Source organism: Microbacterium sp. bgisy203, from assembly GCF_965345155.1.
Classification (GTDB): Bacteria; Actinomycetota; Actinomycetes; order Actinomycetales; family Microbacteriaceae; genus Microbacterium.
Genome location: NZ_CBDRLZ010000001.1, coordinates 235,029 through 257,395, shown reverse-complemented (window position 1 = coordinate 257,395; position 22,367 = coordinate 235,029). Strand labels below are relative to the sequence as shown.

Below are 22,367 nucleotides of genomic sequence, written 5' to 3'. Positions count from 1 at the left end.
AGTAATGCGGCGAAGTGATCGGCGCACGCCTGCGTGCCGCGAGCTGTGGAGGGGATCGGACGCCATGATCTACCTCGACCACGCCGCGTCGACGCCGCTGCGCACCGTGGCCCGCGACGCATGGCTCGCCGCGTCCGCGCCCGCAGGAAACGCTTCGTCGGTGCACGGCGCGGGCCAGGCCGCGCGTCGCGTGCTCGAAGAATCCCGTGAGCGCGTCGCCGCGCTGCTCGACTGCGAGCCCATCGAGGTCGTCTTCACGGGCGGCGGTACGGAGTCGATCAACCTCGCTCTGAAGGGACTCTGGTGGTCGCGTCCGGCGGGCCGTGCAGCCATCGTCCTGCCCGACGGCGAGCACCACGCGACGCTCGACACGGTCGAGTGGCTGCGGACGCAGGGCGCCGAGGTGCGTCCCGTCGCCCTCGATCCCCTCGGCCGGATTCCGGTGCCGGCATTCGGCGACGCGCTCCGCGGCGCGGATGCCGCAGTGGATGCGGCGGGCGCGGCGCTCGCGACGGCGCTCGTCGTCAACAACGAGGTCGGCACGGTCCAGGATGCCGCGGGGCTCGCCGCCGCGGCGGCGGATGCCGAGGTGCCCCTCCATCTCGACGCCGTGGGCGCCGTCGGACACCTCCCCGTCTCGTTCGCGGGGTGGCGTGGTGCCGCCTCGGGCCCGGTGGGACTTGTGGTGCTGAGCCTGTCGGGGCACAAGTTCGGGGCGCCCGTGGGCACCGGCGCCCTCGTCGTGTCGCGGCACGCGACGCTCACTCCGGTCCTCCACGGCGGCGGGCAGCAGCGGGGTCTCCGCTCCGGCACCCCTGATGTTGCGGGCGCCGCCGCCCTCGCGGCCGCGCTCGGCGAGGCATCCGACGAACTCGCGGGGGAGCAGGAGCGCCTGCGTTCCCTCGGCGCACGTCTTGCCGACGGCATCCGTGCCGCCGTGCCGGCCGCGGAGATCCTCGGCGACCCGGTCGATCGGGTTCCCGGCAACGTGCACGCGCTCTTTCCCGGCGCCGCGGGGGAGTCGCTCCTCTTCCTCCTGGACCGCGCGGGTATCTCCGCGTCGACGGGGTCCGCGTGCCAGGCGGGGGTCGCCGAGCCGTCGCACGTCGTCATGGCGCTCGGGCGGTCCGAGCGCGACGCCCGCTCGGTGCTGCGCTTCACCCTCGGTCGCAGCTCGACGGGCGACGACGTGGATGCCGTGCTCCGCGCGCTCCCCGACGCCTACGCGCGGGCATCCGGGGCTCGCACAGCCGCACGCTCGTAGACTGGACCGATGCGGATCCTGGCGGCGATGAGCGGCGGCGTCGACTCCGCCGTGGCGGCCGCTCGTGCCGTCGAGGCGGGGCACGACGTCGTCGGTGTGCACTTGGCGCTCTCCCGCGCGGGCGGGACTCTCCGCACGGGCAGCCGCGGGTGCTGCACGATCGAGGACGCGATGGATGCCCGGCGCGCTGCCGACCTCCTCGGCATCCCGTTCTACGTGTGGGACTTCTCCGAGCGCTTCCGTGAGGACGTCATCGCCGACTTCGTCTCGGAGTACCAGGCGGGCCGGACGCCGAACCCGTGCATGCGCTGCAACGAGAAGATCAAGTTCGCCGCTCTCCTCGAGCGTGCGCTCGAGCTCGGCTTCGACGCCGTCTGCACCGGCCATTACGCGACCCTCGTGGAGGGCCCGGAGGGGCGAGAGCTCCACCGTGCGAGCGACGAGGCGAAGGACCAGTCGTACGTGCTCGGCGTCCTCACCGCGGAGCAGCTCGCGCACACGTACTTTCCCCTCGGCGACACGCCGTCGAAGGCGCTCGTCCGCGCCGAGGCCGCGGCGCGCGGGCTGACGGTCGCGCAGAAGCCCGACAGTCACGACATCTGCTTCATCCCCGACGGCGACACGCGCGGCTGGCTCGCCGAGAAGGTCGGCACCCAACCGGGCGAGATCATCGACCGTTCCGGCGCGGTCGTCGGGCAGCACGAGGGCGCGCACGCGTACACCGTGGGACAGCGCCGTGGACTGTCGCTCGGCGTGCCCGCACCGGACGGCAAGCCGCGCTTCGTCCTCGAGGTGCGACCGGTCTCGAACACGGTCGTCGTGGGGCCGAAGGAGGCGCTCGCCACCGCCGAGATCGCCGGGTCCCGGTACAGCTGGGCGGGACGCGCTCCCGCGCACGGGTCCTTCGACTGCCACGTGCAGATCCGGGCGCACGCGGAGCCTGTTCCGGCGACCGCCGTGTTCGCGGACGGGGAGGTCACCGTCACCCCCGAGGTGCCGTTCGACGGCGTTGCGCCCGGGCAGACCGCCGTCCTGTACGACGGCACCCGCGTCATCGGGCAGTTCACGATCGCGCGGACGGTATCGGCCGTGCCCGTCCCGGCCTGAAGCGCCGCGCAGACCTCGGCGGATGTCGGAGGCGGTTCGTAGACTGAACCGGTGACAGAGACACTCCCGACGGACCTCACTCTCGCCCAGGCGCGTGCGGAGGCCGACCGGCTCACCGGCCTCATCCTCGACGCCCGCGACGCCTACTACGGTCGTGACGCCGAGCTCGTCGACGACGCGACGTACGACGGCTGGATGCGCGGCCTCGAGGCGCTCGAGCGGGCGTTCCCCGAAGTGCAGGGTCAGGATTCGCCGACGCTCAGCGTCGGGGCTGCCGAGTCCTCGATGTTCGCGCCGGTCGAGCACGCCGAGCGCATGCTCAGTCTCGACAACGTCTTCTCGCCCGAGGAGCTCGACGAGTGGTGTGCGAAGACGCAGGCCGCGGCGGGGCGCGCGGTGCGCTGGCTCCTCGAGCTCAAGATCGACGGGCTCGCGCTCAGCCTCCGCTACGAGAACGGCGTGCTGACCTCTGCCGCCACGCGCGGAGACGGGCGCGTCGGCGAGGACGTGACCATGAACGCGGTGCGGGTCGCCGGCATCCCGACGCGCCTCGCGGGTTCCGGTCACCCGGCGCTCGTCGAGGTCCGGGGCGAAGTGTATATTCCGGTTGCGGCATTCGACCGGCTCAATGAGCTGCAGGCCGAGATGCGCGACACCGTCGTCTCCGAGATGCGGGGGCGCGGGGTCGATGAGGAGCGCGCCGAACGCAGCGCCGCGCGGCGGTTTCCCGCGTTCGCCAATCCCCGCAACGCGGCGAGCGGCGGACTGCGCCAGCAGCTCGACAAGAAGTCCGGTCTGGAGCGGGATGCCGGCCAGGCGCGGCTCGACGCGCTGCGGCTGCTCGTGCACGGCATCGGCGCGTGGCCCGACCCTCCCGTGTCGTCGCAGAGCGAGGTGTACGGCCTCCTCTCCCAGTGGGGTCTGCCGACCAGCCCGTACTTCCGGACCTCCGACGACGCGGCGGGCGTGCAGGATTTCGTCGCCTACTACGGCGAGCACCGCCACGACGTCGAACACGAGATCGACGGCGTCGTCGTGAAGGTCGACGAGCTCGCGCTGCACGACGAGTTGGGCGCGACCAGTCGCGCCCCGCGCTGGGCGATCGCCTACAAGTACCCGCCCGAGCAGGTCAACACGAAGCTCCTCGACATCGTCGTCTCGGTCGGGCGCACCGGCCGGGCGACACCGTTCGCCGTCATGGAGCCCGCGCGGGTCGCAGGTTCGGTCGTCCGTCAGGCGACGCTGCACAACCAGCAGGTCGTGAAGGCGAAGGGCGTCCTCATCGGCGACACCGTCGTGCTCCGCAAGGCGGGCGACGTGATCCCCGAGGTCCTCGGTCCGGTCGTCGAGCTCCGCGACGGTACAGAGCGCGCCTTCGTCATGCCGACGGCATGCCCCTCGTGCGGCGCGACCCTCGCACCCGCGAAGGAGGGCGACATCGACCTGCGCTGCCCGAACACGCGGTCGTGCCCCGCGCAGGTGCGCGGACGCGTCGAGCACATCGGGTCACGCGGCGCGCTCGACATCGAGGCCCTCGGCGAGGTGACGGCCGCCGCCCTCACGCAGCCCTCGGTGCCTGCCGAACCGCCGCTCGAGACCGAGGCCGGGCTGTTCGAGCTGACGCTCGACGAGCTCGTCCCGATCGAAGTGATCGTCCGTGACGCCGAGACCGGCGAGGAGAAGATCGACGAGAAGACCGGGGAGCCGGTGCGGCGTGCCCCGTTCCGCCGGAACCCGACCGCCGCCGAGAAGAAGGACGGCCTCACCGGCCCGCAGCCCTCGGCGCAGGCGCGTACGCTCCTCGAGGAGTTGGAGAAGGCGAAGACGAAGGATCTCTGGCGGTTCCTGGTCGCTCTCAGCATCCGCCACGTGGGCCCCGTGGCTGCGCGTGCGCTCGCGCAGTGGTTCGGCTCGATCGACGCGATCCGTGCCGCGACGAGAGACGAGCTCGCCGCGGTCGAGGGCGTCGGCGGCATCATCGCCGACTCTCTCATCGAGTGGTTCGAGGTGGACTGGCATCAGGAGATCGTCGCGCGCTGGCAGGCCGCCGGTGCGCGCCTCGAGATCCCCGGCCACCCCGGCCCGGGCGCCGCGGTGGCCGCGGGCGGGGTGCTCGACGGCGTGACGGTCGTCGCCACGGGCTCGCTCGAGGGATACACGCGCGAGGGAGCGCAGGAGGCGATCATGGCCGCGGGCGGCAAGGCGGCCTCGAGCGTCTCCAAGAAGACCGACTTCGTCGCGGCCGGCCCGGGGGCGGGATCGAAGCTCACCAAGGCGGAGGAGCTCGGCATCCGCATCATCGACGCCGATCAGTTCCGCATCCTCGTCGAGCAGGGCCCCGCGGCGCTCGACGCCCTCGACCCCGACGCGGGCTGAGATCGTGCGCGGGGGTCAGCTCTCGGGCTGGGTCACGCTCATGAGAGAGTCGCGCACCTGACGGCGCAGGACCTTGCCGATGAGCGAGGTCGGCAGCTCGTCGACGACGAAAATCCGGCGGGGCACCTTGTAGGGGGTGAGGATGCCGCGGGTGAAGTCGCGCATCTCCTCGACATCCACCGCGCCGTCGCCGTCCACGACGACCGCCGCCACGACCTCTTCGCCCGAGTGGTCGCTCGGAAGCCCCACAACGGCGGCGTCGACGACCCGCGGGTGCTGACGCAGCGCGTTCTCGACCTCCGTGGGTGCGACGTTGAAGCCGCCCGTGATGATGAGCTCCTTGATGCGATCGACGATCTTGACGAAGCCGTCGTCGTCGATCTGCACGACGTCGCCGGTGCGGAACCAGCCGTTCACGAACACGCGCTCGGTCTCCTCGGGCTTGCCGTAGTAGCCCTGGAAGACCTGGGGCCCGCGCACGACGAGTTCGCCGCGCTCGCCCGCCGGCACGTCCTGCGTGGGCTCATCGGGATCGACGACGCGGCACTCCGTACCGGGGAGCGGCAGTCCGACGGTGCCGGGCTTGCGGTTGTCGGCGACAGGGTTGGCCATGAGCACCGGGGAGCACTCCGACAGGCCGTAGCCTTCGACCAGGTAACCGCCGGTCGCCTTCTCCCACGGCACGACGAGCTCGTGCGGCAGCGGCATCGCGCCGGAGATCGCGATCTCCGTGCCGGCGAGCGAGACGCCCTCGGCCTGCGCCGCGCGCAGCAGCCGATCGGCGATCGGCGGGACCAGGGGGAGGAAGGTCGCCGGGTGCTTCTTGGTCACTTCGAGCACCATCGCCGGCTCGAAGCGCGGGAAGAGGACGAGCCGGGCGCCCATCGACATCGCGAACGTGAGGCAGAGCGTCAGGCCGTACGCGTGGAACATCGGCAGCACGGCGTACACGACGCACCCCTTGCCGCGCGTGATCGACGGGGTCCAGGCCAGCGCCTGGCGGGCGTTGGCGAGGAGGTTCCGGTGCGTGAGCATCGCACCCTTGGGCGACCCGGTCGTTCCGCTCGTGTACTGGATGATCGCGAGGTCGTCGGTCGTCGGCTTCGGGTAGGACGACGGCAACGGTCTCGCCTGAACGAGCTTCTCCCACGCGATCGCGCCCGTCGTGCGCTCGGTCAACTGCGCGCGCGAGTCACGCGCCTTCGCGACCGGAAGGTGCAGGGCGAACCGCAGCGATGCGGGCATGGCCTTCGTGATGTCGACGCTGACGACGTTGGTGACGGCGAGGTCGGCGGGGAACTCCTGCACGGTCGAGACGACCTTGCTCCACACGATCGCGGTCTTCGCGCCGTGGTCCTCGAACTGCTTGCGCAGCTCCCTCGGCGTGTAGAGCGGGTTGTGCTCGATCGCGACGGCGCCCAGGCGCAGGATCGCGTAGAACGCGATGATGTGCTGCGGGCAGTTGGGGAGGACGATCGCGACGGTGTCGCCCTTCCCGACACCCAGGTCCTTCAGGGCGGATGCCGCGCGCTCGATCGCCGCGAGGAGCTCGCGATACGAGGTGGTGCGTCCGAAGAACTGCAGCGCCGGGGCATCCGGGTAGTCGCGGGCCGATGCCTCGACGATGTCGAGAAGGGAGCCTGTCACCGGTGTCAGGTCTTCGGGGACTCCAGCGGCGTAGCTGCGGGTCCAAGGGCGGGGTGGGTCGTACGAAGTCACGGAGGTCAGCCTAACCCCGTGATCACGCGCCACCGTGCGCCCCGGGCAGGGGCGTTCGAGGGGTCCGCGGGTGCGCCGGTAGAGTATCGGGGTGTCTGAAATCACCCCTGATCTCGTCCGCCATCTCGGCGTGCTGGCCCGGATCGAGCTCGACGACCACGAGGTGGAGCGGCTCACCGGCCAGCTCTCCGTGATCGTCGACAACATCGCAAAGGTGTCCGAGGTCGCCACCCCCGACGTCCCCGCGACGAGCCACCCGATCGCCCTCGAGAACGTCTTCCGTCCCGACGTGGTGGGAGAGACCCTCACCGTCGCACAGGTGCTGCAGAACGCCCCTGACGCGACCGACGACCGCTTCAAGGTCACCGCGATCCTCGGAGAAGAGCAGTGAGCGACGACCTGACCCGCCTGTCCGCGGCCGACCTCGCCGCGAAGCTGTCCTCCGGTGAGGTGTCGAGCGTCGAGGCGATCCGGGCGCACCTCGACCGGATCGCCGCCGTCGACGGCGACGTGCACGCCTTCCTCCACGTCAGCGACCACGCCCTCGACGTCGCGGCGTCGATCGACCGTCGTCGCGCCGACGGAGAAGACCTCGGCGAACTCGCCGGCGTGCCCCTCGCGATCAAGGACGTCCTCGTCACGACCGACATGCCCTCCACGAGCGGATCGAAGATCCTCGAGGGCTTCATGTCGCCGTACGACGCCACGGTCGTCGCCCGCTCGCGTGCGGCCGGTCTCGTGCCTCTCGGCAAGACGAACATGGACGAGTTCGCGATGGGCTCCTCGACCGAGTACTCGGCGTACGGGCCGACACGCAACCCGTGGGATCTCGACCGCATCCCGGGAGGCTCGGGCGGTGGATCGGCCGCCGCCGTCGCCGCGTTCGAGGCGCCGATCGCCCTCGGCTCGGACACCGGCGGCTCGATCCGCCAGCCCGCCCACGTGACCGGCACCGTCGGCATCAAGCCCACGTACGGCGGGGTGAGCCGCTACGGCGCGATCGCCCTGGCATCCTCCCTCGATCAGGTCGGGCCCGTCGCGCGCACGGTCCTCGACGCGGCTCTCCTCCACGACGTCATCGGTGGGTGGGATCGGCACGATGCGACCTCCCTCGAGGATGCCTGGCCCTCCTTCGCCGCCGCCGCGCGCGAGGGCGCGACGGGCGGGGTCCTCGCCGGGCTCAAGGTGGGCGTCATCCGCGAACTCCCCGACACGGGCTTCCAGCCGGGCGTCGCGGAGTCCTTCCGCGCGTCGCTCGCGCTCCTCGAAGCGCACGGCGCGGAGATCGTCGAGATCAGCGCCCCGCACTTCGAGTACGGGGTCGCGGCGTACTACCTGATCCTCCCCGCCGAGGCATCCAGCAACCTCGCGAAGTACGACTCGGTCCGCTTCGGGCTCCGCGTCGACGTTCCGGGTGGCACCGTCGAAGACGTGATGGCGCGCTCGCGCGACGTCGGCTTCGGCGACGAGGTCAAGCGCCGCATCATCCTCGGCACGTACGCGCTGTCGGCTGGCTACTACGACGCCTACTACGGCAGCGCCCAGAAGGTGCGCACCCTCATCCAGCGCGACTTCGCCGACGCGTTCGCCCAGGTCGACGTCATCGCGACGCCGTCCGCCCCGACGACCGCGTTCCGTCTGGGCGAGAAGGTCGACGACCCGATCCAGATGTACCTCAACGACGTGACCACGATCCCGGTGAACCTCGCGGGCGTCCCCGGCATCTCGATTCCGTCCGGGCTCGCGGAGGAGGACGGGCTGCCCGTCGGCATCCAGTTCGTCGCGCCCGCGCGCGAGGATGCCCGGCTCTACCGCGTCGGGGCGGCGCTGGAGGCGCTCCTCGTCGACCAGTGGGGGGGACCGCTCCTCGACCGGGCGCCCGAGCTGGGTGCCGCGTCGAGCTCGGGGAGATCGCAGGGGAACACGCAGGGAGGGGACCGCTGATGGCGAAGGATGCCCTGATGGACTTCGACGAGGCGCTCGAACGTTTCGAGCCCGTCCTCGGCTTCGAGGTGCACGTCGAGCTCAACACCGAGACCAAGATGTTCTCGGCCGCCCCGAATCCTGCGAACGAGAAGAACCACGGCGCGGGCCCGAACACCCTCGTCGCCCCGGTCGACATGGGTCTTCCCGGTGCGCTCCCCGTGGTCAACGAGACGGCGGTCCGCTACTCGATCAGCCTCGGTCTCGCGCTCGGGTGCGAGATCGCGCCCTCGAGCCGGTTCGCGCGGAAGAACTACTTCTACCCCGACCTCGGCAAGAACTACCAGATCTCGCAGTACGACGAGCCGATCGCGTTCGAAGGACGCATCGAGGTGGAGCTTTCCGACGGCACCACGTTCGACATCCCGATCGAGCGTGCGCACATGGAAGAGGACGCCGGCAAGCTCACGCACGTCGGAGGCTCCACGGGCCGCATCCAGGGCGCGGAGTACTCGCTCGTCGACTACAACCGTGCCGGCGTCCCGCTCGTCGAGATCGTCACGAAGCCGATCTTCGGCGCCGAGCACCGCGCCCCCGAGCTCGCCGCCGCCTACGTCCGGGCGATCCGCGACATCGTGATCGGGCTCGGCATCTCCGAGGCGCGCATGGAACGCGGGAACCTCCGCTGCGACGCGAACGTGTCGCTCCGTCCCCGCGGGCAGGAGAAGCTCGGCACGCGCACCGAGACGAAGAACGTCAACTCGATGCGCTCGGTCGAGCGGGCCGTCCGCTACGAGATCCAGCGTCAGGCGGCGATCCTCGCCGCCGGCGGTGCGATCACGCAGGAAACCCGGCACTGGCACGAGGACACCGGTACGACCTCGCCCGGGCGCCCGAAGTCGGATGCCGACGACTACCGGTACTTCCCCGAGCCCGACCTTCTTCCGGTCGCGCCTCCCGTGGAGCTCATCGAGAGCCTCCGCGCTGCGCTCCCCGAGCCTCCGGCGGTGCGCCGCAAGCGGCTGAAGAACGACTGGGACTTCGCGGACATCGATTTCCAGGGCGTCGTCAACGCGGGTCTGCTGAACGAGGTCGAGGCGACGGTCGCGGCGGGAGCCTCACCGGCGGCCGCGCGCAAGTGGTGGATGAGCGAGATCTCGCGCGTCGCGAACGCGCAGGGCGTCGAGGCCTCGTCGCTCGTCTCGCCGGCATCCGTCGCCGCCCTGCAGCAGCTCGTCGACGCGGGGACCCTCACCGACAAGCTCGCCCGCCAGGTGCTCGAGGGCGTCATCGCCGGCGAGGGCACGCCGCAGGAGGTCGTCGACGCCCGTGGACTCGCCGTGGTCTCCGACGACGGTGCGCTCATCGCGGCGATCGACGAGGCCCTCGCGGCGCAGCCGGACGTCCTCGCGAAAATCCGCGACGGCAAGGTGCAGGCCGCCGGTGCGGTCATCGGCGCGGTCATGAAGGCCATGAAGGGTCAGGCGGATGCCGCGCGCGTCCGCGAACTGATCCTGGAGCGCGCCGCCGGCTGACGCAGCCTTGCGCTGCCGCGCTCGCGCAGCGCCCGGACACCGAGTTCGCTCCTCCACTCCCCGAGACCCGCTGTTCTCGACGAGACCCGCCGCAAGAAGCGCGGGTCTCGTCGAGAACAGGCGGTCTCGCGGGAGTGTGCGCGCGGGAAGGGAGCGGTGTCGGTGGGGTGGGGGACAATGGGGGTGTGGGTCGTGGCGACGGATCGGGCAGGCGCGTGTCGGCGCCGGATGCCGACGACACCGGCACCCGCATCCTCCACGTCGACATGGACGCGTTCTACGCGTCGGTCGAGGTGCTCGACGACCCGACGCTCGCCGGAAAGCCGGTCATCGTGGGCGGCATGGAGGGCCGCGGCGTCGTCTCGAGTGCGACGTACGAGGCCCGCCGGTACGGGGTCCGCTCCGCGATGAACGTCGCCCAGGCGCTGCGCCTGTGCCCGACGGCGATCGTCGTTCCGCCGCACTTCGAGCGCTACGCCGCGCTCTCGCGCCAGGTGATGGGGATCTTCCACGACATCACACCGCTCGTCGAGCCGCTCTCGATCGACGAAGCGTTCCTCGACGTGTCCGGAGCTCGGCGACTATGGGGGAGTCCCGGCGAGATCGCGCGGGGGCTCCGCACACGCATCCGCGAGGAGACGGGGCTCGTCGCGAGCGTCGGCGTCGCCGCGACCAAACACGTCGCGAAGATCGCGTCGACGCTGTCGAAGCCCGACGGACTGCTCATCGTCAGCGCCCCCGAGACGCAGACCTTCCTCGCGGGTCTCCCCGTGCGCGCCCTGTGGGGCGTGGGACCGAAGGCCGCCGAGTCGCTCGAGGGCCGCGGCATCCGGTACGTGTCCGACATCCTCGCCGCGCCCCGCCCCGTGATCGAGCGCGCGCTCGGACGCGCCGGCGGAGCGCGTGTCTGGCAGCTCGCGCAGGGGAACGATCCCCGTGAGGTCGAGACCGAGCGCACCGAGAAGAGCATCGGTCACGAGGAGACGTTCCTCGAAGACGTGGCGGATGCCGCGATGCTGCGCAGCGAGCTGCGCCGGCTCGCCGACCGGGTCGCCGGGCGCCTGCGCCGCGGCGGGTGGGAAGCCGGCACGATCTCGCTGAAGCTCCGGTACGCCGATTTCACGACCATCTCGCGCGCGAGCACGCTCCCGGAGCCGACGGACGTCGGCCAGCGCATCGGCGACGTCGCGATCGGGCTCTTCGACGCCGTGGAGCTCTCGCAGCCGGTGCGGCTCATCGGCGTGCGGGCCGAGAAGCTGCGTCCCGGCGGGGGCGCGGCGCTCGCCCTGTGGGACGACGATGAGGACTGGCGCCGCGTCGACGCGGCGCTCGACGACGCCCGCGAGCGCTTCGGCGGCGGCGCGGTCACCCGGGCGAGCGTGCTCGGACCGCGCCGCGACGTCGGGGCGCTGCCGACGAACCCCCGACTCCCTCGCGAGAGCTGACCGCAGCGGCTACGGTGGGGGCATGCCCAACCTCGCACTGGAACTCGGCAAGCAGACCGCATCGCTCGGCGTGAACAGCGTCTACGGCGAACAGCAGGACGTCGACGGGGTGCGCCTCGTGCCCGTCGCGATCTCGTGGAGCGGCTTCGGGGCCGGTGAGAGCCCCGAGGGGAGTGGCGGCGGGGGCGGCGGCTACGCCGCCCCGATCGGCGCGTACATCCGGAAGGGCGACGATCTGCGCTTCGAGCCGAACATCATCTCGCTTCTCGCCGTCGGGATCCCGTTCATCTGGGTCGCCGGACGCGCTCTCAGTCGCGTCATCCGTGCACTCAAGCGCTGACGAGGTCGGTGCCGCGTTAGAGCGGGCGGCCGCGGGGGTGCAGGATGCCGTGGCCGCGCTCGATGCTTCCGCGCGCCCCGCGATCATCCTGATCGATGGTCGCTCCGGGTCGGGCAAGACGACCCTCGCGGCGATGCTCGCCGAGCGGCTCCCGGGCGGGGCGGAAGTCGTCGCGCTCGACGACATCTATCCCGGGTGGGACGGTCTGGCCGACGGTGCCGGCCGTGCACGATCCGAGGTGATCGCCCCGATCCGTGCGGGCCGCGCGGCGCGGTGGCGTCGGTGGGACTGGGCGCGTTCTGCTCCCGGCGACGAGGTCGTCACGCCCGCCGACCGGACGCTGATCGTCGAGGGAGCGGGTGTGCTGACGGCCGAATCGGCGCCCCTCGCCTCCGTGACGGTGTGGCTCGAATCGCCCGAGCCGCAGCGCCGGGCGAGAGCGCTGGGACGCGACGGCGACGCGTATCGCCCGCATTGGGACCGCTGGGCGGCGCAGGAGACGCGCCACCTCGCCGACGACGACCCGCTCGCACATGCCCACATCGTCGTCGACGTGCCGTGAACTGAGCGCGCCACGATGACGCCTGCCCGCGCGGACGCTCAGTCGTCGATCGCCTCGAGCAGCCCCTCGAGGCGGTAGGCGAGCCAGTTGTAGATGCCGAACCGGGGATGATCGAGGCGGTCGGTGTCGTCTGCGATGCCGAGGAGCGTCGCGAGGACCAGGCGGAGGGCGGTGAGGGTGCGCAGCCACGCGGAGACCGCGGCATCATCGAGGGTGATCTCGAACTCGTCCGTCGCGTTCTCTTCGGTGACGGCGTCGGGCCGGAGGATCTCGCCGTCGCACAGGAGCGTCGCGGCGACCGTGGCGGCATCGTCCCGGCGGCGGTCCAGGAGATCGTCTTGGGTGAGGCGGCGGAACTCGCTCGCGGCATCGACATCGTCGCGATAGGCATCGGGCACCAGGCGAGCCAGAGCGGAGTCATCCATCCGCTCGTCGTCGATCGGTTCGTCGAGGAGCGTCTGGAACTGCGCGACGAGGTCGGAGAGGTGCGCCGCCTCGATGACCGACAGCTCCAGCACCACTGCGCTCATGCGCCGGCCTCGCGGACCGTCGCCCACAGCCCGTAGTCGTGCATCGCCTGGACGTGCAGCTCCATCTGCTCTCGCGCGCCCTCCGCGACCACGGCGTGACCATCGTTGTGCACGGCGAGCATGAGCGCCTGCGCCCGCTCCCGGGAGAAGCCGAAGTACGTACGGAAGACGTGCGCGACGTAGCTCATGAGATTGACCGGGTCGTTCCAGACGACGGTCTGCCAGGGGCCGGACGTGGCGGATGCCGAGTCCAGGTCGAGGTCTTCGAGGGGGAGGGTCGCGGCCACGGCATCCATCATGCCCACCCGAGCTCGTGCAGACGCGCATCGTCGATGCCGTAGAAGTGCGCGATCTCGTGGACGAGGGTGGTGTGCACCTCGTCGCGGAGCTCTGCGACGTCGTCGCAGACGTGCAGGTGCGGTTCGCGGTAGACGATGATGCGATCGGGGAGCTCGCCGATGCCGTAGCGGTCGCGTTCGGTGAGCGCCAGCCCGTCGTAGAGTCCGAGCAGGTCGAGCGACCCGTCTTCGGGGCGATCTTCGACGACGAACACGACGTTGTCGAGTCCGTCGATCATCTCGTCGGGGAGCAGATCAAGTTCGTCCGTGACGAGGGCGTCGAACGCCTCGGCATCCATCTCGATCATGCGAACCTCCCGACGGGGAAGTGAGTGGGGTGGCTAACGGGGCTTGAACCCGCGACCCCCGCGACCACAACGCGGTGCTCTACCAACTGAGCTATAGCCACCATGCTCCCGTTTCCGGGCAACCAGACGATTCTATTACACGCCGGAGGCGTATGACGACACGGCCGCTTCGGCTGCCGCGCGCGCCTGGTCGCTCGTGGGGCCGGGCTCGGGCACGAAGACCGCCTGGCGGTAGTAGGCGAGTTCGCGGATCGATTCGCGGATGTCGGCGAGAGCGCGGTGTCCGCCGTCTTTGGTGGGCGCGTTGAAGTAGGCGCGCGGGTACCAGCGGCGGGCGAGCTCCTTGACGCTCGAGACGTCGACGTTGCGGTAGTGCAGCCAGCGGTCGAGGCGTGGCATGTACTTCGCGAGGAACATGCGGTCGGTGCCGATCGTGTTGCCGGCGAGCGGGGCCTTGCCCTCGACGACGAAGCGCTGGATGTACTCGAGCGCCTCGAACTCCGCCTCGGCGACGCTGACGCCGCCCGGGATCTCGTCGAGAAGACCCGACGATCGGTGCATCTCGGTGACGAAGTCGTTCATGTGCTCGAGCGCGGAGTCGTCGGGCTTGATGACGATCTGGTACCCCTCATCGAGCGGGTTGAGCTCGAAGTCGGTCACGATGATCGCGATCTCGACGAGTTCGTCCACCTCGAGGTCGAGGCCCGTCATCTCGCAGTCGATCCAGACGAGTCGGTCGTTCTCCGCGGCGTTCACCATGATCATCATCCTAACGAGCGGCTCCGACACGGCGGGTGGTGACAGTACGCTGGAGGGGCGCCTCCGTAGCTCAGTGGAAGAGCGACGGCCTTCTAATCCGTTGGTCGCAGGTTCGAATCCTGCCGGGGGCACACTCTCTTCGTTCTCGACGCCGTGCGTCGCCACATCTCGCCGCGCCGGTGCGTCCCTGGCGCGAGTGCGCTCGGCGGCGTACCGTCGAATCGACGAAGGAGTCACCATGAGCACATCGACATCGGGTCTGTGGGTCGCCTACGGCTCGGAGGGAAGCGTCGTCGGAACGATCCGCCGCGGCGACGACGGCTACACGGCCACCATCGCCGACGCCGACAGCAGCCTCGGCACGTATCCGACGATGGAGATCGCGAAGAGCGCGCTGCACGGGCATCTGCCGGCGGGGTCCGACTGGCCGCGCTTCACCGAGCATTGACGACGGCGGCGATGGCCGCGCGTCCACGCAGACCGCGACGGTGATCCAGCAGCGGCAGCGTGCGGTCGACGAGCGGTCCGATGCCGACCGCGAACAGGACCGTGCCGATCCCCACGGTGCCGCCCAACAGCCATCCGGCGAGGAGGACCGTCGCCTCGACCCCGAACCGCGCCGCCCAGATGGGCGTGCCGAAGCGCGCGTGGATGCCGGTCATGAGGCCGTCGCGAGGGCCGGGACCGAAGTCCGCGCCGATGTACAGCCCGGAGGCGACCGCGACGACGAGCATGCCGCCGATGAAGGTCAGGAGCTGCAGCGCGAAGCCCTCGACAGCGGGCACCACCGCGAGTGTCGCCTGCATGCTCGTGCCGACGAGCAGGATGTTCGCGACGGTGCCGACGCCGGGGCGCTGACGCAGTGGAATCCAAACGAGCAGCACGAGAAATCCGAGGATGTTCGTCACCCATCCGATTCCGATGCCCGTCTGCAGCGCGATGCCCTGCGCGAACACCGTCCACGGGTCGAGGCCGATGCCCGCGCGGACCATCACGGCGCACCCGGCGCCGAACGCGATGAGGCCGACGAGGAGCCGGAGGATGCGGAGGGTCATGTCCGGAACACTTGTGAGGAATTGGACCTTGCTGAACAGTCCAATTCGGCTATCGTGGCCCGATGGACTCCCGTATCTCCGCGCGCTCGCTCGCCCATGCGCTCGGCGGCTGGCGCACGCGCGAACCGGCCTACGAGGCGCTGGCCGACGGCATCCGCCTGCTGTGCCTCGACAACCGCATCGCCGCGCGCACGGCGCTTCCCGCCGAGCGGGAGCTCGCCGCGGTACTCCAGCTCAGCCGCACGACGGTGGCGGCGGCCTATCGCAGCCTCCGCGACACCGGGCACATCGAGAGTCTCCGCGGCTCGGGGAGTGTGACGCTGCCCCGCCCGGTGCGTGAACCCGGGCGTGTGGATGCCGTCGAGGGAGCGATCGACCTGCAGCAGGCGAGCCCCGCGGCCTGGCCGGGACTCGCGGGCGTGATGAGCGAGGTCGCCGCGGATGCCGCGACCCTCGTCGCGCGGTCGGGGTACGACGGGCGGGGCTCCCTCGCACTCCGCACGGCGATCGCGGCGCGCTACAGCGCCACCGGACTGCCGACCGAGGCCGACGAGATCCTGGTGACCACGGGTGCGCAGTCCGCACTCCACCTGCTCGCCGAGACCCTGCTCGGTCGCGGCGATCGCGCGCTCATCGAGACGCCCACCTATCCGCACGCCGCCGAGGCGCTGCGCGCAGCGGGTGCACGCCTCGTGGGCGTGCCCGTCTCGACGTCGGGCGGGTGGGACCTCGATCGCGCGGTGCAGGCGTTCGCCCACACCCGTCCGCGGCTCGCGTACCTGATGCCGCGCTTCCAGAACCCGACCGGACGCACGATGACGCCCGACGACGAGCGCGTCATCGCGGACGCGGCAGCGCGCGCCGGCACGATCCTCGTGCTCGACGAGACGACCGCCGACCTCGCCATCGACGACATCGACACCGCGCGCGTGGCCGCGCCGGGAATGGGTGCCGGGGCGGGGGTCGTGCGCGTCGGGTCTCTCGGCAAGACGGCGTGGGGAGGCCTCCGGATCGGGTGGGTGAGAGCGGATGCCGAGCTGATCGCACGCCTCATCGCGGCCCGACCGCCGAGGGACCTCGGAACGCCCGAGTTCGAGCAGGCGGTGGCGGTGCGGGTGATGGAGCGCATGCCCGACGTCCTGGAGCAGCGCGCGTCGGTCCTGCGCGCGGGGCGTGACGCGCTGATGGCAGCGCTCCAGGCGTCGCTGCCGTCATGGCGGGTACCCGACGTGGCCGGCGGCGTCGCGATGTGGGTCGAACTCGATGCGCCGCTCGGCTCCGGTCTCGTGATCGCGGCCCGCTCCCGTGGCGTGTACCTGTCCGCCGGCTCTCGATTCGCCGTCGACGGCGCGCACGACCGTCATCTCCGCATTCCCTTCACCGCCCCGACCGCCGACCTCGCCCGCGGCGTCGCGGTGCTCGCGGAGCTGTGGCCCGACGTCCTCGCGGCCGCGCCGACGATCGGGGGCGAGGTGTTCGACGCGCTCGTCTGAGCCCCCGTCCGATCGCCGGGTCGCGCGCCGGTTCCCCACGCCTCACCGCAGGTACCGCAGACAGTCGACGGCTTCGTCGGCGCTCCAGAACGCGCCGAGCTCGCGCATGCGCGCACCGGCGAGATCGAACCGCTCCGCGTAGAAGCGCACGCCGCGTCGCTCCGATTCCGCGCGCAGATGGCCGATGACGCGTCCCATCCGGTCGAGGACACGCCACCGATGCGCCGAGACGGCCCGCAGCACCACGCCGCGTACCGTCGGCGCGGGCACCGTTCCGATGGTCATCCGATCACCTCCTGAATCGTTCCGGCCTCGAACATAGGTGCGACCTCCGACATCGCGTGCGGCGGACGATCTCATCGCCTCCTCCCCAGGTGACCGATTTCGGGATCCATCCACAGATCGGCCCCTCTCCGGCCATGTCCGGTCCACGCGACGACAGGATGAGCAGTGCTCCGGCGTCCGAACGGGCACGCGGGCGCCGGAGCAGACGCCCACCGCGTCACCGCCATTCCGCGGCCCGCCATCGAAAGGATCACCACCATGCAAGACGTCATCGTCGTCACCGGAAACCTGACGGCCGCCCCCGAACCGCGAACCACCTCGAGTGGCGCCGCGATGACCACGTTCACCGTCGCGAGCACCGAACGGCGACTCGACGGCGGCAGATGGATCGACGTGCACACGAACTTCTACCGCGTCTCGACGCACCGCAAGCTCGCCGAGCATGCGCTCGCCTCGCTCACGAAGGGTCAGCGCGTGATCGTCGCCGGGCGGCTTCGCCTCAAGGAATGGGAGGCCAACGGCCGCTCGGGAGTGAGCGCCGACCTCGATGCCACCGCCGTCGGTCCCGACCTGCTGTTCGGCACGACCACGTTCGAGAAGGATGCCGAGATGAGCGGCGCGGCGCAGAGCGGTGGCGTCCACCCGTCGCACTCCGAGAGCACCGGGTGGGCCGCGCCCGGATCGTCGCCGGCCCCGACCGCAGGCACCAGCGGCGACCCCGCGGGCGACGGCACCGGCGTTCGGGACGGCGCCGGCGCGCTCGTCGGAGCCGCGGCGGGTGTCGGAGAGGGAGGCTGGGACGCTCCGGATGGCAGCGACACGACGCCGTTCTGAGCGAGGATGAGCGTTGCCCCGGCGGCCGCGCGGGGCGGCCGGACGCGCTCGGGTGCTGACCTAGACTCGACGGGTGCGTCCTTCCGCCTCCCGCCCGCTCCGCAGCATGACGGCAGTCGCGGTCGTCGCCGGCATCCTCCTCTTCGCGGGCTGCACCCCGACGCCCGAGCCGTCGCCGTCGACATCGGCGTCGACGGCCGCGCCGGCCCCCTCCGCCACCCCGACCCCGACCGGACCGGTGCTCGTACCCGACGGGTCGGCGGCCGACAACCTCCCGCTGTTCACCGCGGTCATGGACCAGGTTGCTGCCACCGACGCCCGTGCGCAGGGCCGCGCGTACGTCGACGCACTCGTCGCCGCCGGCTTCGACAAAGCCGCCATGGAGGTCACGAACGATCAGACGACGGTCGGGAACCCCGCCGACTCCATCCAGTTCTCCGTGAAGTGGGGGGAGGAGTGCCTGGTCGGTCAGGTGGGCCCCTCGACGCCGGTGCCGACGGCGCTCGTGCTGCCGCTGACGCCGAGCGGCACGTGCCTGGTGGGACAGACGCGCCCGATCGACTGGTGAGCCCGGCCGCCCGCGTAGACTTGGCTCGTTATGGCCGAATACATCTACTCCATGGTCCGCGCCCGCAAGGCAGTGGGCGAGAAGCTGATCCTCGACGACGTCACGATGTCGTTCCTGCCGGGCGCGAAGATCGGCATGGTCGGTCCGAACGGCGCCGGTAAGTCCACGATCCTCAAGATCATGGCCGGGCTCGACACGCCGTCGAACGGCGAGGCCAAGCTGACGCCGGGCTACACCGTCGGCATCCTCATGCAGGAGCCCGAGCTCGACGAGACCAAGACCGTCCTCGAGAACATCCAGGACGGGGTCGCCATCAAGGCGAAGCTCGACCGGTTCAACGAGATCTCTGCGCTCATGGCCGACCCCGACGCCGACTTCGATGCCCTCCTCGCCGAGATGGGCGTCCTCCAGGAGGAGATCGACGCCGCCGACGGGTGGGACCTCGACTCGCAGCTCGAGCAGGCGATGGACGCCCTGCGCACGCCGCCGGGCGACGAGCCTGTCACGAAGCTCTCAGGTGGTGAGCGTCGCCGCGTCGCACTCGCGAAGCTGCTGCTGCAGAAGCCCGACCTCCTGCTCCTCGACGAGCCGACCAACCACCTCGACGCCGAGAGCGTCCTGTGGCTCGAGCAGCACCTCCAGTCGTACAAGGGCGCGGTCATCGCGATCACCCACGACCGGTACTTCCTCGACAATGTCGCCGAATGGATCGCCGAGGTCGACCGCGGCCGGCTCATCGGCTATGAGGGCAACTACTCGACGTATCTCGAGAAGAAGGCCGAGCGTCTCGACATCCAGGGCAAGAAGGATGCCAAGCTCGCCAAGCGCCTGAAGGACGAGCTCGAGTGGGTGCGCTCGAGCGCGAAGGGTCGCCAGACGAAGTCGAAGGCGCGCCTGCAGCGGTACGAGGAGATGGCCGCCGAGGCCGAGCGCACGCGCAAGCTCGACTTCGAGGAGATCCAGATCCCCGCCGGTCCGCGCCTGGGCAACGTCGTCATCGAGGCCAAGAAGCTGCAGAAGGGCTTCGGCGACCGCTCGCTCATCGACGGACTGAGCTTCAGCCTTCCGCCGAACGGCATCGTGGGCGTCATCGGTCCGAACGGCGTCGGCAAGACGACCCTCTTCAAGACGATCGTCGGCCTCGAGCCGCTCGACGGCGGCGACCTCAAGGTCGGCGAGACGGTGAAGATCAGCTACGTCGACCAGAGCCGCGCCAACATCGACCCGCAGAAGACCCTGTGGGAAGTCGTGTCGGACGGTCTCGACATCATCACGGTCGGCAAGACCGAGATCCCCTCGCGCGCGTACGTGTCGAAGTTCGGGTTCAAGGGACCCGACCAGCAGAAGAAGGCCGGCGTCCTCTCCGGCGGTGAGCGCAACCGTCTGAACCTCGCGCTCACGCTCAAAGAGGGCGGCAACCTGCTGCTTCTCGACGAGCCCACGAACGACCTCGACGTCGAGACGCTGAGCTCGCTCGAGAACGCGCTGCTGGAATTCCCCGGCTGCGCCGTCGTCATCACCCACGACCGGTGGTTCCTCGACCGCATCGCGACGCACATCCTCGCGTACGAGGGCACCGACGAAGACCCCGACAAGTGGTATTGGTTCGAGGGCAACTTCGAGGCGTACGAGGCGAACAAGATCGAGCGCCTCGGTCCCGACGCGGCGAACCCGCATCGCTCGACGCACCGCAAGCTGACGCGTGACTGACCGAACGCAGCACGAGGCGCCCGGCGGCAACGAACCCGCCGGGCGCCGCATGCACGTCCCCATCCACCTCCGATGGGGCGACCTCGACGCGTTCAACCACGTCAACAACGCGACGATGCTGAAACTCCTCGAGGAGGCACGCGTGCGCGTCTTCTGGACGCCCGTCGTCGGCGACGAGGCCCCCGAGACCGCGGTGATCGACGTCGGCACGGATGCCGCGGTTCTCACCCTCATCGCACACCAGGAGATCGAGTACCTCGCGCCGGTGCCCTACCGTCGCGAGCCCCTCGACGTCCAGCTGTGGTTCGGCAGGTTCGGCGGATCGAGCGTCGAGGTGTACTACGAGGTCTACAGCCCGGCGGGTGATGACCCGCAGACGCTGTACGCGAAGGCATCCTCCACCGTGGTGCTCGTCGACGCTCAGACGTTCCGTCCGTCGCGCCTCAGCGACGCGATGCGGGAGGCCTGGGCCCCCTACGTCGGCGAGCCCGTCACGTTCCGACGCCGCTGACCCGGACCTACACGCAGGGGCACGGACTCACGCACAGATCCCGCGGACCGCTCAGGCCGTCTCGGGCACCCGGATCATGATCTCCTGCGCGACGGTCGCGACCAGCTCGCCCTCGCGCGTGAAGATGCGGCCGCTCGCGAGCCCGCGTCCGCCGAGTGCGCTGGGGGACTCCTGCGCGTAGAGCAGCCACTCGTCCACCCGCGCGGAGCGGTGCCACCACATCGCGTGGTCGAGGCTCGCGACCTTGAGCCCCGGGTGCGCCCACGCGATGCCGTGCGCCCGGAGCACGGGCTCTTGGATGGTCAGGTCGCTCATGTACGCGAGGACCGTGCGGTGCACGACCGGATCGTCGCCGATCGGGCGGCGCGTACGCATCCACACGTTCTGCGACGCGACGTGCGGTCCCTCGACCCGTTCGTAGATCGGCCCCTCGGCGTGGACGACCTCGATCGCGCTGTCGTCGAGCAGGCGCTGCGACAGCGGGTGGAGCATCCTTCCGCTGGAGCGGCGCAGCGCCTCTTCGGGAGATGCGACGCCCTCGGGTGGCGTCGACTGGTGCTCGAGGCCCGGGTCCTCGCGCTCGAAGGAGGCGATCATCGAGAAGATGGGCACGCCGTTCTGGTAGGCCTGCGTGCGTCGCGTGGAGAACGATCGGCCGTCGTGGATGCGGTCGACCGACAGCGTCACCCCCTGGGTGGCGTCGCCGGGGCGCAGGAAGTATCCGTGCATCGAGTGGGGCACGCGGTCGTCACCCGTCGTGCGATCGGCGGCGGCGATCGCCTGGGCGAGCACCTGGCCGCCGAACACGCGCCCCGTCGGCATGGGGTAGGACGCGCCGGTGAAGATGTCCTCGGTGGTCCGTGCCGCGCTCGCGTCGAGGTCGAGGACGTCGAGCATGAGACCGACGGTGTCCAGCGGAGCCGCGACATCGGTCTCGTCGCGGTGCGGGTCGGCGTCGGTCACGGTGCTCCTGTCTGCGGCGCGCTCCGCGTGCGCGGGCTCGCTTGGTAGTTTAGGGCGGATGTCGCAGCGCCTCCTCTTCCCCGATCCCGCCACCGTCTCCGACGTTCTCGTCTTCGCGGGGCGGGCCGTCTCACTCGGCGACGGATCCGTGCGCCTGCAGGCCCGCGACGGGGCGATGGCGCTCACCTCGGCGCCTCTCGCGCCGCGGACGCTCCTCGAGTCGACCCCGACGGTCGTCGGCATGCGCGTCGTCCGGACCGATCCGGAGCTCGTGTGCGATCTCGTCGTCGACGCGTCGACGTTGCAGGCATCCGACGATCCGCTCGCGATCACGCTTCCAGATGTCGCCGTCACGGCGCCGTGGGCGGGCGTCTCACCGCCGCGTGCGGGCTGGAGCGAGGTGGGTGCGCTCCCCGCCGCCACCCTCGCTGCGCGTGCGCAGTGGGGCATCGCGGCCGTCGCCGAGGCGGTGCCGAAGGATGCCGGTGACGACGCCGTCCACGCCGTGCGGTCGGCGGTCTGGGGTGAGGCGGACGACGAGCTCACGGGGCTGCCGCGTGGAGCCGCATTCGCCGCGTTCGCGCTCGGTTTCATCGCCGGCGAGGAGGATGCCGTGATCCGCCGGGCCGGGCCGTGGACGCGGCTCAGCCTCGCACGCGGGCACGTGCTCGTGCGTCAGACCGTGCGGTCGGGTCTCACCGCCGTTCGCACGACCGGCGCGGTCTGATCGCGGCGGGGAACC

General features: G+C 70.8%; 24 protein-coding genes and 2 tRNA genes. 17 read left to right on the top strand and 9 right to left on the bottom strand.

Annotation, left to right across the window (positions count from 1 at the left end):
* Positions 1-64 precede the first annotated feature (64 nt).
* Genes ACRVYW_RS01220 through ligA form a run of 3 tightly spaced genes read left to right on the top strand, consistent with a single transcriptional unit; the run spans position 65 to position 4,747 of the window.
* Positions 65-1,264: a cysteine desulfurase family protein gene (locus ACRVYW_RS01220; RefSeq protein ID WP_431800905.1), complete on the top strand. Its 1,200-nt coding sequence runs from the start codon at positions 65-67 to the stop codon at positions 1,262-1,264.
* Positions 1,265-1,273: 9 nt separating this feature from the next.
* On the top strand, positions 1,274-2,371 hold the full coding sequence (mnmA, locus tag ACRVYW_RS01215; RefSeq protein ID WP_431800903.1) for a tRNA 2-thiouridine(34) synthase MnmA: 1,098 nt from the start codon (positions 1,274-1,276) through the stop codon (positions 2,369-2,371).
* A gap of 51 nt (positions 2,372-2,422) precedes the next feature.
* A complete protein-coding gene (gene ligA, locus ACRVYW_RS01210; protein WP_431800901.1) occupies positions 2,423-4,747 on the top strand; it encodes an NAD-dependent DNA ligase LigA in 2,325 nt (774 codons plus the stop codon).
* A 15-nt stretch (positions 4,748-4,762) separates the two neighbouring features.
* Here ligA and ACRVYW_RS01205 read toward each other — a convergent pair whose 3' ends face one another.
* The gene (locus tag ACRVYW_RS01205) at positions 4,763-6,466 is read right to left on the bottom strand and encodes a long-chain-fatty-acid--CoA ligase (protein ID WP_431800900.1); all 1,704 of its coding nucleotides are present in this window, start codon (positions 6,464-6,466) and stop codon (positions 4,763-4,765) included.
* 91 nt (positions 6,467-6,557) lie between these two features.
* Between ACRVYW_RS01205 and gatC the strand changes: the two genes are divergently transcribed.
* From gatC to ACRVYW_RS01175, 6 genes are all read left to right on the top strand, one after another.
* The gene (gene gatC / locus ACRVYW_RS01200; RefSeq protein WP_431800898.1) at positions 6,558-6,857 is read left to right on the top strand and encodes an Asp-tRNA(Asn)/Glu-tRNA(Gln) amidotransferase subunit GatC; all 300 of its coding nucleotides are present in this window, start codon (positions 6,558-6,560) and stop codon (positions 6,855-6,857) included.
* On the top strand, positions 6,854-8,410 hold the full coding sequence (gene gatA / locus ACRVYW_RS01195; protein WP_431800896.1) for an Asp-tRNA(Asn)/Glu-tRNA(Gln) amidotransferase subunit GatA: 1,557 nt from the start codon (positions 6,854-6,856) through the stop codon (positions 8,408-8,410). The genes gatC and gatA overlap by 4 nt, the downstream gene beginning before the upstream one ends.
* Entirely contained in the window at positions 8,410-9,924 is a 1,515-nt protein-coding gene (gene gatB / locus ACRVYW_RS01190) for an Asp-tRNA(Asn)/Glu-tRNA(Gln) amidotransferase subunit GatB (RefSeq protein ID WP_431800894.1), read from the top strand. Before gatA ends, gatB begins: the two co-directional genes overlap by 1 nt.
* Positions 9,925-10,109: 185 nt before the next feature.
* Positions 10,110-11,369: a DNA polymerase IV gene (locus ACRVYW_RS01185; RefSeq protein ID WP_431800892.1), complete on the top strand. Its 1,260-nt coding sequence runs from the start codon at positions 10,110-10,112 to the stop codon at positions 11,367-11,369.
* A 22-nt stretch (positions 11,370-11,391) separates the two neighbouring features.
* Complete coding sequence (locus ACRVYW_RS01180) at positions 11,392-11,709, top strand: hypothetical protein (RefSeq protein WP_431800890.1); 318 nt, start codon at positions 11,392-11,394, stop codon at positions 11,707-11,709.
* On the top strand, positions 11,693-12,271 hold the full coding sequence (locus tag ACRVYW_RS01175) for a zeta toxin family protein (protein ID WP_431800888.1): 579 nt from the start codon (positions 11,693-11,695) through the stop codon (positions 12,269-12,271). The genes ACRVYW_RS01180 and ACRVYW_RS01175 overlap by 17 nt, the downstream gene beginning before the upstream one ends.
* Before the next feature lie 38 nt (positions 12,272-12,309).
* Here ACRVYW_RS01175 and ACRVYW_RS01170 read toward each other — a convergent pair whose 3' ends face one another.
* From ACRVYW_RS01170 to orn, 5 genes are all read right to left on the bottom strand, one after another.
* Positions 12,310-12,801, bottom strand: a complete 492-nt coding sequence (locus tag ACRVYW_RS01170; protein WP_431800886.1) for a DUF2017 family protein — start codon at positions 12,799-12,801, stop codon at positions 12,310-12,312.
* Entirely contained in the window at positions 12,798-13,100 is a 303-nt protein-coding gene (gene clpS, locus ACRVYW_RS01165) for an ATP-dependent Clp protease adapter ClpS (protein ID WP_431800884.1), read from the bottom strand. Before clpS ends, ACRVYW_RS01170 begins: the two co-directional genes overlap by 4 nt.
* On the bottom strand, positions 13,097-13,447 hold the full coding sequence (locus ACRVYW_RS01160; protein ID WP_431800882.1) for a metallopeptidase family protein: 351 nt from the start codon (positions 13,445-13,447) through the stop codon (positions 13,097-13,099). Before ACRVYW_RS01160 ends, clpS begins: the two co-directional genes overlap by 4 nt.
* Before the next feature lie 25 nt (positions 13,448-13,472).
* A tRNA-His gene (locus tag ACRVYW_RS01155) sits at positions 13,473-13,548 on the bottom strand.
* 34 nt (positions 13,549-13,582) lie between these two features.
* Entirely contained in the window at positions 13,583-14,206 is a 624-nt protein-coding gene (orn, locus tag ACRVYW_RS01150; protein WP_431800881.1) for an oligoribonuclease, read from the bottom strand.
* Positions 14,207-14,265: 59 nt separating this feature from the next.
* On the opposite strand from orn, the gene ACRVYW_RS01145 reads away from it, so the two are divergent.
* Both ACRVYW_RS01145 and ACRVYW_RS01140 read left to right on the top strand, forming a co-directional pair.
* Positions 14,266-14,337 (top strand) — tRNA-Arg (locus ACRVYW_RS01145).
* Positions 14,338-14,444: 107 nt separating this feature from the next.
* Complete coding sequence (locus ACRVYW_RS01140) at positions 14,445-14,654, top strand: methyltransferase (RefSeq protein WP_431800879.1); 210 nt, start codon at positions 14,445-14,447, stop codon at positions 14,652-14,654.
* Here the strand turns inward: ACRVYW_RS01140 and ACRVYW_RS01135 are convergent.
* On the bottom strand, positions 14,641-15,261 hold the full coding sequence (locus ACRVYW_RS01135; protein WP_431800877.1) for a YczE/YyaS/YitT family protein: 621 nt from the start codon (positions 15,259-15,261) through the stop codon (positions 14,641-14,643). The two genes, ACRVYW_RS01140 and ACRVYW_RS01135, sit on opposite strands and share 14 nt — an antisense overlap.
* A 62-nt stretch (positions 15,262-15,323) precedes the next feature.
* Between ACRVYW_RS01135 and ACRVYW_RS01130 the strand changes: the two genes are divergently transcribed.
* The gene (locus tag ACRVYW_RS01130; RefSeq protein WP_431800875.1) at positions 15,324-16,754 is read left to right on the top strand and encodes a PLP-dependent aminotransferase family protein; all 1,431 of its coding nucleotides are present in this window, start codon (positions 15,324-15,326) and stop codon (positions 16,752-16,754) included.
* A gap of 42 nt (positions 16,755-16,796) precedes the next feature.
* On the opposite strand, the gene ACRVYW_RS01125 is transcribed toward ACRVYW_RS01130, so the two are convergent.
* On the bottom strand, positions 16,797-17,039 hold the full coding sequence (locus ACRVYW_RS01125; protein ID WP_431800874.1) for a DNA mismatch repair protein: 243 nt from the start codon (positions 17,037-17,039) through the stop codon (positions 16,797-16,799).
* 258 nt (positions 17,040-17,297) lie between these two features.
* Between ACRVYW_RS01125 and ssb the strand changes: the two genes are divergently transcribed.
* The 4 genes from ssb to ACRVYW_RS01105 all read left to right on the top strand — a co-directional run bounded on the left by ssb (position 17,298) and on the right by ACRVYW_RS01105 (position 20,662).
* Entirely contained in the window at positions 17,298-17,873 is a 576-nt protein-coding gene (ssb, locus tag ACRVYW_RS01120; RefSeq protein ID WP_431800872.1) for a single-stranded DNA-binding protein, read from the top strand.
* 73 nt (positions 17,874-17,946) lie between these two features.
* The gene (locus tag ACRVYW_RS01115) at positions 17,947-18,441 is read left to right on the top strand and encodes a DUF6993 domain-containing protein (protein ID WP_431800870.1); all 495 of its coding nucleotides are present in this window, start codon (positions 17,947-17,949) and stop codon (positions 18,439-18,441) included.
* Between the two features lie 30 nt (positions 18,442-18,471).
* Positions 18,472-20,151 carry an energy-dependent translational throttle protein EttA gene (ettA, locus tag ACRVYW_RS01110; protein ID WP_431800868.1) on the top strand — a complete coding sequence of 560 codons (1,680 nt, stop codon included), beginning with the start codon at positions 18,472-18,474 and terminating at the stop codon, positions 20,149-20,151.
* A 49-nt stretch (positions 20,152-20,200) separates the two neighbouring features.
* A complete protein-coding gene (locus ACRVYW_RS01105) occupies positions 20,201-20,662 on the top strand; it encodes an acyl-CoA thioesterase (protein WP_431801720.1) in 462 nt (153 codons plus the stop codon).
* A 51-nt stretch (positions 20,663-20,713) separates the two neighbouring features.
* Here the strand turns inward: ACRVYW_RS01105 and ACRVYW_RS01100 are convergent, their stop codons facing one another.
* Positions 20,714-21,559 (bottom strand): acyl-CoA thioesterase, encoded by an 846-nt coding sequence (locus tag ACRVYW_RS01100; RefSeq protein WP_431801719.1) that lies wholly within the window; start codon positions 21,557-21,559, stop codon positions 20,714-20,716.
* Between the two features lie 124 nt (positions 21,560-21,683).
* Here ACRVYW_RS01100 and ACRVYW_RS01095 point away from each other — a divergent pair, with 124 nt between their 5' ends.
* Positions 21,684-22,352 (top strand): hypothetical protein, encoded by a 669-nt coding sequence (locus ACRVYW_RS01095; RefSeq protein ID WP_431800866.1) that lies wholly within the window; start codon positions 21,684-21,686, stop codon positions 22,350-22,352.
* Positions 22,353-22,367: the final 15 nt, after the last annotated feature.

What these genes read in the sequence shown, in the direction of transcription:
- ACRVYW_RS01125 (WP_431800874.1), bottom strand. Translation starts at nt 17,039, where the DNA reads ATGACCATCGGAACGGTGCCCGCGCCGACGGTACGCGGCGTGGTGCTG.
- ACRVYW_RS01140 (WP_431800879.1), top strand. Translation starts at nt 14,445, where the DNA reads ATGAGCACATCGACATCGGGTCTGTGGGTCGCCTACGGCTCGGAGGGA.
- ACRVYW_RS01095 (WP_431800866.1), top strand. Translation starts at nt 21,684, where the DNA reads ATGTCGCAGCGCCTCCTCTTCCCCGATCCCGCCACCGTCTCCGACGTT.
- gatB (WP_431800894.1), top strand. Translation starts at nt 8,410, where the DNA reads ATGGCGAAGGATGCCCTGATGGACTTCGACGAGGCGCTCGAACGTTTC.
- ssb (WP_431800872.1), top strand. Translation starts at nt 17,298, where the DNA reads ATGCAAGACGTCATCGTCGTCACCGGAAACCTGACGGCCGCCCCCGAA.
- orn (WP_431800881.1), bottom strand. Translation starts at nt 14,206, where the DNA reads ATGGTGAACGCCGCGGAGAACGACCGACTCGTCTGGATCGACTGCGAG.
- ACRVYW_RS01220 (WP_431800905.1), top strand. Translation starts at nt 65, where the DNA reads ATGATCTACCTCGACCACGCCGCGTCGACGCCGCTGCGCACCGTGGCC.
- ettA (WP_431800868.1), top strand. Translation starts at nt 18,472, where the DNA reads ATGGCCGAATACATCTACTCCATGGTCCGCGCCCGCAAGGCAGTGGGC.
- ACRVYW_RS01105 (WP_431801720.1), top strand. Translation starts at nt 20,201, where the DNA reads ATGCACGTCCCCATCCACCTCCGATGGGGCGACCTCGACGCGTTCAAC.
- mnmA (WP_431800903.1), top strand. Translation starts at nt 1,274, where the DNA reads ATGCGGATCCTGGCGGCGATGAGCGGCGGCGTCGACTCCGCCGTGGCG.
- ACRVYW_RS01160 (WP_431800882.1), bottom strand. Translation starts at nt 13,447, where the DNA reads ATGATCGAGATGGATGCCGAGGCGTTCGACGCCCTCGTCACGGACGAA.
- ACRVYW_RS01135 (WP_431800877.1), bottom strand. Translation starts at nt 15,261, where the DNA reads ATGACCCTCCGCATCCTCCGGCTCCTCGTCGGCCTCATCGCGTTCGGC.
- clpS (WP_431800884.1), bottom strand. Translation starts at nt 13,100, where the DNA reads ATGATGGATGCCGTGGCCGCGACCCTCCCCCTCGAAGACCTCGACCTG.
- ACRVYW_RS01170 (WP_431800886.1), bottom strand. Translation starts at nt 12,801, where the DNA reads ATGAGCGCAGTGGTGCTGGAGCTGTCGGTCATCGAGGCGGCGCACCTC.
- ACRVYW_RS01130 (WP_431800875.1), top strand. Translation starts at nt 15,324, where the DNA reads ATGGACTCCCGTATCTCCGCGCGCTCGCTCGCCCATGCGCTCGGCGGC.
- ACRVYW_RS01100 (WP_431801719.1), bottom strand. Translation starts at nt 21,559, where the DNA reads ATGCTCGACGTCCTCGACCTCGACGCGAGCGCGGCACGGACCACCGAG.
- ACRVYW_RS01180 (WP_431800890.1), top strand. Translation starts at nt 11,392, where the DNA reads ATGCCCAACCTCGCACTGGAACTCGGCAAGCAGACCGCATCGCTCGGC.